9 protein-coding genes are annotated in these 12,985 nt (G+C 43.9%); 5 read left to right on the forward strand and 4 right to left on the reverse strand.

What is annotated here, in order from left to right:
- Positions 1 to 182: 182 nt before the first annotated feature.
- Positions 183 to 2,627: a site-specific recombinase gene (locus IEE84_RS07270; RefSeq protein WP_191113673.1), complete on the forward strand. Its 2,445-nt coding sequence runs from the start codon at positions 183 to 185 to the stop codon at positions 2,625 to 2,627.
- An 874-nt stretch (positions 2,628 to 3,501) separates the two neighbouring features.
- Here the strand turns inward: IEE84_RS07270 and IEE84_RS07275 are convergent.
- Complete coding sequence (locus tag IEE84_RS07275; protein ID WP_191113674.1) at positions 3,502 to 4,338, reverse strand: symmetrical bis(5'-nucleosyl)-tetraphosphatase; 837 nt, start codon at positions 4,336 to 4,338, stop codon at positions 3,502 to 3,504.
- 141 nt (positions 4,339 to 4,479) lie between these two features.
- Positions 4,480 to 5,343, reverse strand: a complete 864-nt coding sequence (gene rsmA / locus IEE84_RS07280; RefSeq protein ID WP_057760387.1) for a 16S rRNA (adenine(1518)-N(6)/adenine(1519)-N(6))-dimethyltransferase RsmA — start codon at positions 5,341 to 5,343, stop codon at positions 4,480 to 4,482.
- 519 nt (positions 5,344 to 5,862) lie between these two features.
- On the opposite strand from rsmA, the gene IEE84_RS07285 reads away from it, so the two are divergent.
- The gene (locus IEE84_RS07285; RefSeq protein WP_191113675.1) at positions 5,863 to 6,642 is read left to right on the forward strand and encodes a transglutaminase-like domain-containing protein; all 780 of its coding nucleotides are present in this window, start codon (positions 5,863 to 5,865) and stop codon (positions 6,640 to 6,642) included.
- Between the two features lie 167 nt (positions 6,643 to 6,809).
- Here the strand turns inward: IEE84_RS07285 and pdxA are convergent, their stop codons facing one another.
- On the reverse strand, positions 6,810 to 7,910 hold the full coding sequence (pdxA, locus tag IEE84_RS07290) for a 4-hydroxythreonine-4-phosphate dehydrogenase PdxA (protein WP_191113676.1): 1,101 nt from the start codon (positions 7,908 to 7,910) through the stop codon (positions 6,810 to 6,812).
- Positions 7,911 to 8,208: 298 nt separating this feature from the next.
- Here pdxA and dnaB point away from each other — a divergent pair, with 298 nt between their 5' ends.
- The 3 genes from dnaB to argF all read left to right on the forward strand — a co-directional run bounded on the left by dnaB (position 8,209) and on the right by argF (position 12,038).
- Positions 8,209 to 9,612 carry a replicative DNA helicase gene (gene dnaB / locus IEE84_RS07295; RefSeq protein ID WP_057760393.1) on the forward strand — a complete coding sequence of 468 codons (1,404 nt, stop codon included), beginning with the start codon at positions 8,209 to 8,211 and terminating at the stop codon, positions 9,610 to 9,612.
- Positions 9,613 to 9,790: 178 nt separating this feature from the next.
- Entirely contained in the window at positions 9,791 to 10,897 is a 1,107-nt protein-coding gene (gene alr / locus IEE84_RS07300) for an alanine racemase (protein ID WP_191113677.1), read from the forward strand.
- A 217-nt stretch (positions 10,898 to 11,114) separates the two neighbouring features.
- Positions 11,115 to 12,038, forward strand: a complete 924-nt coding sequence (argF, locus tag IEE84_RS07305) for an ornithine carbamoyltransferase (protein ID WP_057760398.1) — start codon at positions 11,115 to 11,117, stop codon at positions 12,036 to 12,038.
- Positions 12,039 to 12,174: 136 nt separating this feature from the next.
- Here argF and rpiA read toward each other — a convergent pair whose 3' ends face one another.
- Positions 12,175 to 12,834 carry a ribose-5-phosphate isomerase RpiA gene (gene rpiA / locus IEE84_RS07310; protein ID WP_191113678.1) on the reverse strand — a complete coding sequence of 220 codons (660 nt, stop codon included), beginning with the start codon at positions 12,832 to 12,834 and terminating at the stop codon, positions 12,175 to 12,177.
- Positions 12,835 to 12,985: the final 151 nt, after the last annotated feature.

Below are 12,985 nucleotides of genomic sequence, written 5' to 3' on the forward strand. Positions count from 1 at the left end.
TCCTTTTTTTTGTCAAAATAACTGCTAACAAAATAATTCAATATCAATTGGCAGTTCCGATTAAAATAACGCAAGACAAGATGTCGCTCGACTACAATTGAACGATTGGTAAACATTACTCAACCACTTATACCGACTTAAATAATAAAAACGATTGAAACAACCATGATAAAGGGTGCGACGTGTCAGAATTAAAACGCATTTTACAACAGATTACCGCCTTGAGCGACGTGCCAGACCCTGCGGTACTTAAACGCTTGATTGATGAGCTACGAGTCAGTGATAAAGAACCTGCATTGGCCAACGAAAAAATTCAATCCCTTATTGATATCATACATCAGCATCCAGAATATGGAGATGGGCTGTCTAGTTTCGTGCTAAAACTGATTATTCAATATCGACAAATTGCGCTGTATACCGATACTGGTATCATGTCCGACCAAGGTTTCTTCAATAGTTTACGCCGATTAATTGGCCATCGATTTTTACCATTACTACCACAAGATGACTCTGTCGTAGAATTGGTGGGCTACTTATTTAATAAACGCTCTGATGAACGCTGGCTGGCCAATATTGAAAAGGGAAAATGGGACAAACTGGTTGAGCTGGTTCGCGTAGAAGAGAAACACTTAAATCTAGTCGCTACCGCAAAAAACAGTATTCTAAACGCCATTATCATTTTGTCTTATCGCATCAGCGGTATCGGCTTGCATCCTGATTTGATGGAGTCCTATCCACAAATACTGAACTACTCAGCATCTTTCGTTGCACAAAACCAAGAAGCCGTACTCTTCGTCAATCAATATCGTCAAGCACATGAGCTTGATACCTTGACAGATATCACGCCCGAGCAAGCAGTCGATCCTGCACCTCTATTGGTCATGCTTGAACAGTGCGAAGATATCGTCGCTACCGTACGCAAGCGGATTTATAAAACTGGTATCTCTATCCGTTTGACTAATATGATGCTGCGTTTAGATCAAAGCTTGCAGCGTATGCGGATTTTGACTGAGTTGGTCACAGACGATAATCAAAAGCGAGATCGTGCTGTTATCGAACTGATACAGGCGCTCATTACTACAGCCAATCAGCGTTATAGTATTGGTTATTTGATTGATAACAATACCAAACTACTCTCTCGCAAAGTCACAGAAAATGCCAGCCGCGTCGGTGAGCATTATATTAGTACCGATAAAGCTGGCTATCAAAAAATGCTCAAAAAAGCCTCTATCGGTGGCTTTGTCATTGCATTTATGGCAACCATAAAAATACTGGCGTATCACTTAGCGCTTGCACCCATGGGACGCGCGTTCATCAACAGTATGATCTATGGTTTGGGTTTCGTATTTATTCATGTTATCCGCGGCACAGTCGCGACCAAGCAGCCAGCCATGACCGCGGCTGCAATCGCCTCTACCATTTCTGAAGGCTCTGGCAAAAAATCGCATCAGTTGACCAAGCTATCAGAATTGGTCGTCGATATCTTGCGTACCCAGTTTATCGCTATTATGGGTAACGTTATGTTAGCCGTACCCGTCGCTTTGATTATCTCTTTTGCTTGGTTGCAATATACTGGCGCGCCAATGATCGATACCGAAAAAGCAGGACACTTGCTACATGATCTCGACCCGTTCCACTCATTAGCGCTGCCCCATGCTGCCATTGCTGGGGTTTACTTGTTCTTATCTGGTTTGATTGCCGGTTACTACGACAACTTGGCAGTTTATAACAACGTAGGCGCACGTATACAACGTCACAGATTGTTGAAATACATATTGCCTAGCTCATGGCTTCAGCGTTTAGGCGGCTTTATAGAAGCCAATTTGGGCGCTATCATGGGTAACTTCTTATTCGGGGTGTTCTTAGGTAGTACCGCGACTATCGGCTATATCTTCGGCTTACCAATTGATATTCGTCACATTGCCTTTGCTTCAGCAAACTTGGCACACGGACTATTCAACATATCTGCTGATGATATCAGCTGGAGCCTCATTCTAATTTCTATACTTGGTGTGGCACTTATTGGTCTGGTCAACTTAATCGTTAGCTTTTCGTTGGCACTGTTTGTCGCCCTACGTTCTAAAGAAGTTCGCTTTTTTGAATGGAGTCGCCTCACAAAACTGGTGTTTGGCCATATTATTAGTCATCCGTCTGACTTTTTCTGGCCACGTGATAAGCCAATGAAATATGCGCGTATCGATAGTCAGGGTCACATGATATTTGATGACACTTCAGCACAAAAAAACGGCAAATCTATACCAAGTAATTATGTGGTAAGGCGTCTGTCTGATGTCAGGATACTGCCTGAATCTAAACATGCTGATGCTCAACATTCACAGACCAACACCGACATCAATTATGAAAAGCAGCCGACAGATGATCATACGCAGCCGTATAGCTCTCCTGAAAAGGTAATGGATCTGGATGATGGTTTAGTCGATGACGAACTAAACAGTGTTCCTTATACCGATGATATTCAATACGATAAGGCCACCAAAACGATAAGTGCGATCAATAACGATATCGTTAGTGATGAGCCATACCACACTGACTCTGATGATAAGCAAACTGGTGACGCAAAAACACCTTTACCAAAACCTAAAAAACCACCAAAGCTACCTAGTTAAATAGGTAGTTGCGGTGGGTTTTTGCTCGATCAACTGTTGATATTAAAATTATTTGTCATAAGACCTGTTATGAGAGTATGTTCGGTGCGCTATACAGGCATCGAACACTTTGGAAAATTCTTTTATTCCAACCTCCTTTATATCTAGAAGATTTCCACAACTCAGGCATATGAGGGAAATTTACAAACTCTTCATCTATTCTCTCCATATATGTTAATCCATCTATAGCAACATAGTTTTCATCGAACAAATAGCTCCATAAATTAAGTAGAACATTTCATTACATTATTTACGCTAGTATTTAACTAAGTTACAACCAATACAGTTAGATTGAGATGCGTCAAGCGACATTGAATACATGTAAAATAATGGATTAGATATGACCGCAAGAGTAACCAACAAAGCAATTTTCAGTAGTAGAATTTTTTCAATTAATTATGTTACCTACCCTATTAACCATAGCGTTATGAAGCACTATGACCCCGTGCAAAAAGGCCGTTATTACAAATTAAATTTTGTTTTAATTCAGCCTAAAGTTGGTGGTGTGTTCGAGTGTTCAAACTGCATTGTAAACCTGTTCGACAGAGTTTATTTATTTCGTCCCGATAAATATGAGCACAGTGTTTCACGAATTCAGTCTGGTAAACGCGTGTTATTGAGTTTTGCTTTGAATATTTAGCCAAAGCTTATTAAAGCTGGGCAAACTGTCGAGTTATTTTCCTTTGATTGGTTTGCCATAGGTATACCTCCAAAGCAACCAGCTATTTCACCCTTTAAGTCTATTAACAGACCACTTAAAACAGACTGGTATAATGGAACTACTTATAACAGACTGTTTATTTAGCCTTGTATATTAAGACGCTTATAACCCTCTTTATGGGCTCGGGCACTGTGCGCTTGAGGTTATTACCTTACCGTCACCCAATCTATAAGCCAATAGATAATTACCCCACACACAGCCCCCGTCAAGTGCGCGCGCATGTGGCAAATCAATCTCGCCTTTTAGCGCAGCCCAATGCCCAAATAGTATCTTACGAGTGCGCGGTACTTGCCACTTAAACCAAGGCAAAAAATCGGTTGGCATAGCCTCATCTAAGCCTGCTGAGAAGCTAAACTCAAGCGACCCATCCTGCTTACACAAGCGCATACGCGTAAAGTAATTAGCAATCGCCCGCATCTTGGTAAATCCTTCGATACCTGCATGCCATTCATCCGCTTCTTTGCTATATAGATTCGGCAGCAATTGGTCGAGCTGCGCTAAATTACTTTGCAGCTGAGCTTCTAATTGCTGCGCGTATCCTGCGGCGGCTTCAATACTCCAATGCGGTGGAATACCCGCATGTACCAACACCGTTTGCTCATCAGGATAGGCCAATATCGGCTGCCTGCGTAACCATTCGAGCAACTCATCACAGTCATCCGCAGCAAAGATAGGTGCCGTTTTGTCTTTATTTTTAAGCTTGGCTGCCCCGCGCCAAACTGCTATCAAATTAAGATCATGATTGCCCAATACCGTTGCCGCAGCGCCCTGCTCACACAACGCTTTGACATGACGCAGCGTATTCAATGAGTCCTCGCCGCGTGCTACCAGATCACCAGCAAACCACAATTTGTCTTGTTTAGGATCAAAATCCAGTGTTTTTAGCAATTGTAGATACGCAGCATAGCAACCTTGCAAGTCACCGATAACATACTGATGGCGAAAACTCATAATATCTCAACGATTTGAACACGATAGTTAAAGACAGCTCGATAAGAAATAAATACCTAAGCACTGGTCATAAAAATAAAGCATAAAAAACCGCCATTATAATTGACGGTTAGTAGCATGCTTTTATGTATCAAAAATACATTATACGTCTAGCTGTTGTGAATGATTGCTTAGGTTCACAAAATCTGTGACGCTTAATGTCTCAGGTCGTGCCTGCGGATCGATACCACAAGCCGCAAAATCGTCTTCGCTCAATGTCGGCAGCAACGTTGATTTTTTGAAGATAGCACGTAGCGTCTTGCGACGATGGTTAAAGGTCTCACGTACGACAATGGCAAAATGCTCTTCATCATTTGCGACTACTGGTTTGTTGATATGCGGTGTCAGGCGGAAGACAGCACTGGTCACCTTGGGTGGTGGATTAAACGCACCGCGAGGAACGGTCAGCAAATAATCTGTATCACAGTGGTATTGCATGATGACCGATAAGCGACCATAAGTCTTGCTACCCACATCGGCCGTGATACGCTCGACCACTTCTTTTTGCAACATAAAATGCATGTCTTGAATCACATCGGCATAGCTAAGCAGATGAAATAAAATAGGCGTAGAGATGTTATACGGCAGGTTGCCCACCACGCGCAGCTTACCGCGCTCTTCACTATATAGCTCACGGTAGTCCACATGCATCGCGTTGTCTTTGATAATCTCAAAGTTTGGATGGCTATTGGCACCGATACGAATACGCAAGCTATCTGCCAAATCACGATCCAGCTCTACGACTGTCATCGCATCCACTTCTGCTAATAACGGCTCGGTCAATGCGCCCATACCAGGCCCAATCTCGATCAAATTGTCATCGCGCTCTAGACGAATACTTTCGACGATTTCGCGAATGACGCTAGTATCATGCAGGAAATTTTGGCCAAAGCGCTTACGCGGCTGATGTTTGGCAGCACGTAAGCTGTTAGAAATAGTTTGAGCATCAAATGAAGTTTTGGACATAAAAGAGTCTTAATGTATAAAAGATAAATGGGCGATAATAGTGTAATGGCAGCGATACGCTGACTTTATAATGGCGAATTATACCACAGCTCATAATTAGGCTGTGTTTTTGAATAATTATTATCGATAGACGAGTCATGCTTTCGAGTAACCGACCCGGTAACTTTTTACCTCTACATCCATTTAATATAAACTCTGATTATGCTAAATGGCAGCGTCAAACCGAGCGCTATCAGACAGAAATAAATCCAAAATCGAGTCATGACAACGATTGCGGCGTAAAGTTAAATCGATAATTAATCGATTTTTAACCCTTCTTAGGTTTAATAAAGCCCGACTGCATAACGCAATTGGTTATGTCTCACCTTTTGAGTTTGAAAAGCGGTATTATGATAATTTAACCCTGTCAGGCATTGCTGCCTGACTCCAGTAAAGTAAGCCAGTCTCTGATATAGTCGAGGCGGTTCAGCCCTACGCGATCGTCAGCCCGCCAGATAAATACCCTTAGGGAGTTCAAACATGATCCTGAAACTTAACGTCACACTCCATTATCGACTCTCAGAGCCTATGGATCTTTTGCTTCAGATCGAAGCCGCCGATCTTGCGGATCAGCGGGTGCGTTCGACCGAGATTTGGACATCAGACGTTGCGCATTTTTCACGGGTCACCGCCGATGATGGCATAGGAGAGCGGATTTGGATTCATGCTGAAGGGGATTTTAGCTGCACTTACCTCGCAGAGATCACCGTTGACCGTCCTGCCTTGGACATATCGGCACTGTCCCAAACGCCCCTGCATCTTTTGCCCGGAGAGACGATCAGGCATTTAATGCCGTCTCACTATTGCCCGTCAGAACAGTTCCATGCCTTCGTGGACGCCGAGTTTGGCAATCTCGCTGGCGGCGCACGGATTGCCGCGATGCGCGACTGGATCGAGTCGGCATTTAGCTATGTACCCGGATCGAGCCATGCACAAACCACCGCGCTCGACAGCTTTGCTCAACGTCAGGGCGTATGCCGCGACTTTGCGCATGTTCTCGTAACATTAGCACGCGCGTCGTCGATACCAGCTAGGTTTGTGAGCGTTTATGCGCCCGATGTGACACCACAAGACTTTCATGCCGTGGCCGAGGTCTACCTTGAAGGGAGCTGGCATCTCATTGATCCGACTGGCATGGCAGGTGCCGACACAATGGCCCGCATTGGTGTTGGGTCCGATGCGTCAAACGTCGCATTCTTAACCTCGTTCGGATCCATGGAGCTCGTCAACCAATCAGTATCCGTGACCAGACAATCTTAGGGTCTTGACCCTAGGATTGCGGGCCTGTGTTTAAGACAGACGCTGCCCGTCATACACGATATAAACTTTACTAAATCGTCTTAAGTAGCTGCCTTTTTAGATAAGTATTGTTGATACTAACGTTGCCAAATACTAATACTGCGTGAAAAATATCTATAAGCACTGACTTATACAGCAGGTACATCAATAAGTGATTTATCAGCCATCTCATTAGCCATACTTAGTGCTTGATATAAACTGGTCGCACTCGCACCGCCGCTTCCTGCCAAGTCTAACGCCGTACCATGATCAACAGAGGTACGAATATAAGGCAAGCCTAAGGTTAGATTGACCGTATCGCCAAAACCGTGCGACTTTAATACTGGCAATCCTTGGTCGTGATACATGGCAATGACCGCATCACAGTTTGCTAAATGTCTGGTGGTAAATAACGTATCAGCTGGCATCGCTTCTGATATGTGTACGCCTGCATCGATAAACTCTCTCAGAACTGGATTGATAATCTCAATCTCCTCACTTCCCAAGTGACCACCCTCGCCTGCATGTGGATTGAGGCCACAAACTAAAATACGAGGCTGCGTGAGACCAAACTTTTCTCTCATATCATCGATGACAATTTGTACCGTTTGGCGTACATTATCGGCAGTAATCGCAGCAGGGATGTCCTTTAATGGTAAATGCGTAGTGACAAGCGCTACTTTCATCGCTTGATTGGCAAGCATCATGACGACTTTCTCACAGCCACTTTGCTGCATAAAAAACTCAGTATGACCACTAAACATGGTGCCATCTAATAGCTTGATGCCAGCATCTATCAACGCTGATTTTTGCAATGGCCCAGTGACGATGGCAGAGACTGTATTATTTATTGCCAGTTTATGAGCAATATCTAACTGCTGAGCCACCATCGCTGAGTTAGCGATACTGATTTGCCCGCAGACAACTGGTGCCGCACAAGGAATATTCAGTAGGATAAAAGCACTATCAGCGTCTATATTCTGCTGTGATATCTGCTCTACCAAGTTAACAGCGAAGTTATCGGCATTTATATCTGTATTGATAGTATGCCAACTAGGTATGCTTTTGAGCATGCCAGCCGCGACCAACTCCTCTGCGCGAGTTTGCATCGCTTTAGCATCAGCAGTCACCCAAATTGGCCGAGCAAAATCTTGCAACTTACCCTCTGCTGCTAGTCCTAGTACTACGTCCATGCCAATACCCGCAGGCTCACCTGTGGTGATTAATAGTGGGCGTTTTTTTTCTGTCATAACAATAGCCTTACGTTATTCAAATTATTGATTTTATTATATTTATAATTAATACCTTAAGTTTTGATACTTAGATATTGTATGGTATCTCTTACTTCATAAAAAACAATCACTTCAGATTTAGTTCTTTATCAAGTCTAAAAAACCACATTATGTGTTAAACTTTCGCATCTGATTGTAGCATTTACAGACAAACCTGAGACCGCGTTTTGGTACTTCTATCGTAGAGGCGCGCTACGTTTGTATTGCTCTATCATCGACATCTTTTTTCATACCCATTTTAACTCATTAGGCACTCATGGCAGAAAACGACAAAACCGACGACTTACTCAATCAGACACCGCCGCACAATATTGATATTGAGAAGGCATTGCTCGCGTCTTTGATGAGTATCGAAGAGGCGTACGACAAGATTGCCGATATTGTCACCAAAGATGACTTTTATGCTGGGCGACATCAATATATTTTTGATGCCATTGCCCATTTGGCGGCAGTGAATGAGCCTTATGATACGGTCATGGTACACGACTGGTTAGAAGCGCAAAAGTTACTCAAAGGCGCAGGTGGTGACAGTTATTTGGCCGATATTTTGAGCCAAAGTCCTGCGACCTTGTTTAACCTAACTGCCTACGCCCAGCGTGTGCGTGAACTATCAACCCTACGCCAGCTGATTACCACTGGTAACGACATGCTGACGCTTGCCTATAATCCAAAAGACCAAAGCGTTAGCGACATTCTAGACAATGTCGAGGGTAAGATATTTAGTATCAATGAGCAGCACAATAAACGCGCAGAACAGCGCGGACCTGTCGGTATCACTTCTGTCTTGACCAATGTGATCGATAAGATTCAAGAACTAAAATCTAATCCCGATGGCATGATTGGTTTGCAGACACCATTTGCCGAGCTGAATAACAAAACCCAAGGCCTACAAGCGGGTGACTTGATTATTGTCGCTGCGCGTCCTTCGATGGGTAAAACCACTTTTGCGATGAACTTGGCAGAAGGGATTTTGTTTAATGAAGATTTGCCAGTCGTCGTATTTTCGATGGAGATGCCTGCGGAATCTATCGTCATGCGTCTGCTGTCCTCATGGGGCGCGATTAACCAGACGCACCTACGTTCTGGGCAAATGAATGAAGATGAATGGGCAAAGATGATGAACGCCATTCAACATTTGCAATCAAAGCATTTGTATATTGATGATAGTACTGCCCTACCGCCGTCTGAGATGCGTTCTCGCTGCCGCCGTATCGCCAAAAATCATGACGGTCGCTTGGGTGCTATCGTAGTCGATTATCTTCAGCTGATGAAAGTGCCAAGTCTAGATGGTAACCGTGTTGGCGAGATTTCCGAGATTTCTCGTAGTCTAAAGGCGCTCGCACGTGAGCTTGAATGTCCAGTGATTGCGTTATCACAGCTTAACCGTAGTCTAGAAAACCGTCCAAATAAACGCCCTATCATGTCAGATCTACGTGAATCTGGTGCGATTGAGCAGGATGCTGATTTGATTATGTTCATCTATCGTGATGAGGTTTATAATGAAAACTCAGACCACAAAGGTGTAGCGGAAATCATCATTGGTAAACAGCGTAACGGCCCTATTGGTACTATTCGTCTAGGCTTCGAAGGTCAATTTACCCGCTTTATCAATCTAACGCCAGAGTACTACCAAGGCGTGAGTTTCGAGAATGATGAGTAACCAACCTTATAAATTTAAGCCTAATCAAGACTAAGCCTTATATAGACTCAGTTTAAATTATAGGTTAATAAATAATTTTACATAACCAGTTTTTAATACAATAGCCAGTACCGCATCAACCCAATCGATGCAGTACTGGCTTTATAACTTCATAATTCTACTCATATAGAAGGCGATTATGCGCACAATTACTATAAAACCAAAAGCCCTTACTCATAACTTAAATCAAGTCAAACAACGAGCACCTCAGTCTAAAGTATTGGCTATGGTCAAATCCAATGCTTACGGGCATGGCGTGGCGGCAGTCTTGCCAGCCCTGCAGCAAGCAGATGGTATCGGTGTCGCTACGTTGACTGAAGCGCTGGAAGCCAGACAGTTAGGTTGGGAGAAAACCATCGGTCTAGTAGAAGGTGCGTTTACCGCTGATGAGTGGCAACAAGCGATTGATCATGATATTAGCTGCGTGATTCACCACAGACCACAGCTAGAATGGGCACTACAAAATATCCCGCCAGCTGGCAGTGCAACTAGAGTCGCTTGGCTCAAATACAATACGGGCATGAACCGTTTGGGTTTCAATGCTGAGGGTGTGCTATCAGCAGCAAAACGCCTATATGAAGCGGGTTATCAGCTGATTCTAGCCACGCATTTTGCCAATGCTGATGACCACGATCACCCATTAAATGCCATACAGATTGAGCGCTTCTCAAGCGTACTAGCGACTTTGAAAGACACCATTAGCCCAAATATCCAAGGCTCATTATGCAACTCTGCTGGTATCGTCAACTTCCCAGAACATCATTATGACTGGGTACGTCCAGGCATTATCTTATACGGTAGCTCGCCTGTCGTTGATAAAAGCGCACAAGAATTAGACTTGCAGCCCGCGATGGAGTTTAGTGCTCAAATCATTGCTCTACAAACCGTTAGCGCCAATGATGCGATCGGCTATGGTAGCCGCTGGCGTGCGCAGCAAGACACCAGAACCGCTTTGGTCAGCGTTGGATATGGCGATGGCTACCCACGTGTGGTCACTGATGATGCGTATGTCACTGTCATCGATGCTAACGACAGCCAAAGCTACCGCTGCCCAGTGATTGGGCGAGTGGCTATGGATATGATTGTCATTGATATCAGTAGCACACCTGAGAGTCTTGCTATAGATAGCAAGGTCATGCTCTGGGGCGATGCGCCGCGTGTCGATGAAGTTGCAGGTCATGCTGGGACGATTAGTTATGAGCTATTATGTCGCCTTAGCATACGTCCAAACCGTACACAGGCATAATCATTAGCGGCACAGTCATTAGCATATAAGGTATCGTGGCTTGCTAAGGTGATTTCGGTCTATTTGGCAAGCCATTTGATCTTGATAAAAATGAACGTTTACATTGAAAGTAAATACGCTATACTAAAAGTTTGTTGTCAACCCAGTATACGCACTGACGCGATGCTATTGAAGACTGATGACGTTTCACTGACTGCGATCGACTGCTAGGATTACTATGAGTTTGCGCCATTTTTTAACCTTATCTGATTTAACCAAACAAGAACTAGAAAACTTAATCAAACGCGCAAGCGAATTGCGTAAGATGCAACACGCAGGCGAGATATATCAGCCTTTTGTTGGTCGTACGCTTGGCATGATATTTGAAAAATCTTCAACGCGTACCCGTATCTCATTTGAGACGGGCATGGGTCAATTTGGTGGTAATGCCATATTTTTATCACCAAACGATACGCAGCTCGGTCGCGGCGAGCCATTAGAAGACTCAGCGCGCGTGATTTCTAGCATGGTTGATATCATTATGATTCGCACCTTTGGGCATGAAAAAGTTGAAACCTTTGCTGAATACTCAAGCGTACCGATTATCAATGCGTTGACCGATGACTACCATCCTTGCCAGTTGCTTGCTGATATGCAAACCTATTACGAGCATCGTGGTAGTATCGAAAATAAAATCGTCACGTGGGTCGGTGATGGCAACAATATGTGTTCGTCATTTATGCAAGCTGCCAATCAGTTTGGTTTTGAACTACGTGTGGCAGCGCCTTATGGATTCGAGCCTGATCCAAAACTTATGGAGCGCTTCTCACACTGCGTCAGTCTGGTAGAAAACGTACAAGACGCAGCAAAAGATTCTAACTTAATTGTCACTGATGTGTGGGCAAGTATGGGTCAAGAGTCAGAGCAAAATACGCGTGCACGTCGTTTTGCCCCTTATCAAGTGACGCCATCTTTATTAGACAAAGCCGACCCTGAAGTGGTATTTATGCACTGCTTGCCAGCCCATCGCGGCGAGGAAATCTCTCATGACATGCTTAATGACCCACGCTCTGTCGTTTGGGATGAAGCTGAAAACCGCTTACATGCCCAAAAAGCATTGATGGAGTTTTTACTTAAAGACAAAATCAAGTTGCCTGCATAACTTAGGCTATTCTATCAAAAGACAGTGAGATCAATAGTAAGATAACTTGCTAGTACACTCCTAAATAAGTTCCTATATAAAAAAGCCGTCCAGATCTGGACGGCTTTTTTGGTTGTACAAATGATTTGATCATAAATTAACGCGTGAGCGTTGTCACACCATTAGCACCTGCTTTTAGCAGAACGTCTGCTTGGTTTGCTGCAAAGATACCATTACAGACCACACCTACGATATTATTTAGCTCTTTTTCGAGCGCGATTGGATTACTCACATCCAAATCATAAGTATCTAGAATGACATTACCATAATCAGTGACAAAGTCTTCACGATATACTGGCTCACCGCCCAATTTGGCCAATTGGCGAGCCACATACGAGCGTGCTTGTGGTAATACTTCAATCGGTACTGGAAACGCGCGACCTAATATATCAACGCTTTTACTATCATCGACCATACAGACGAACTTATTTGAAGCTGCGGCCACAATCTTTTCGCGAGTCAAGGCACCGCCGCCGCCTTTGATAAGTTGCAAGTGCTCATTGACTTCATCAGCGCCATCGATATAAACATCTAACGTGCCAGCAAAGTTTAAATCGACTATTTCGATACCAAGCGCACGAAGTTTGTCTTCTGTCACCTGTGAGCTAGCGACAGCGCCAGCAAGCTTTAATTGTGGCAACAACTCAATCAAACAGTTGACCGTACTACCTGTCCCTACCCCAAGTATCATCTCGTCTTTGATATAGCTTAGAGCAGCTTTGGCCGCGGCTTGCTTTTGTGCTTGCTGATCACTCATCATAAATCCTTGGAAAATAAACGTATGGTCTTAAAAAAAGTAAAAGGCTAAAACAGATAAAATGCGCGGCTATTATAACCGATGATATTAATGGATGTTAGCGCATCATGACGCTAATTTGTGAGCCCTATCGTGCCTACCTAAGACTTAA

It is taken from the genome of Psychrobacter sp. 28M-43, from assembly GCF_014770435.1.
Lineage (GTDB): Bacteria > Pseudomonadota > Gammaproteobacteria > Pseudomonadales > Moraxellaceae > Psychrobacter.

Coding starts and splice junctions, on each gene's coding strand:
- IEE84_RS07275 (WP_191113674.1), bottom strand. CDS start 4,338: ATGAGTTTTCGCCATCAGTATGTTATCGGTGACTTGCAAGGTTGCTAT.
- pdxA (WP_191113676.1), bottom strand. CDS start 7,910: ATGACAGAAAAAAAACGCCCACTATTAATCACCACAGGTGAGCCTGCG.
- alr (WP_191113677.1), top strand. CDS start 9,791: ATGCGCACAATTACTATAAAACCAAAAGCCCTTACTCATAACTTAAAT.
- rpiA (WP_191113678.1), bottom strand. CDS start 12,834: ATGAGTGATCAGCAAGCACAAAAGCAAGCCGCGGCCAAAGCTGCTCTA.
- rsmA (WP_057760387.1), bottom strand. CDS start 5,343: ATGTCCAAAACTTCATTTGATGCTCAAACTATTTCTAACAGCTTACGT.
- dnaB (WP_057760393.1), top strand. CDS start 8,209: ATGGCAGAAAACGACAAAACCGACGACTTACTCAATCAGACACCGCCG.
- IEE84_RS07285 (WP_191113675.1), top strand. CDS start 5,863: ATGATCCTGAAACTTAACGTCACACTCCATTATCGACTCTCAGAGCCT.
- argF (WP_057760398.1), top strand. CDS start 11,115: ATGAGTTTGCGCCATTTTTTAACCTTATCTGATTTAACCAAACAAGAA.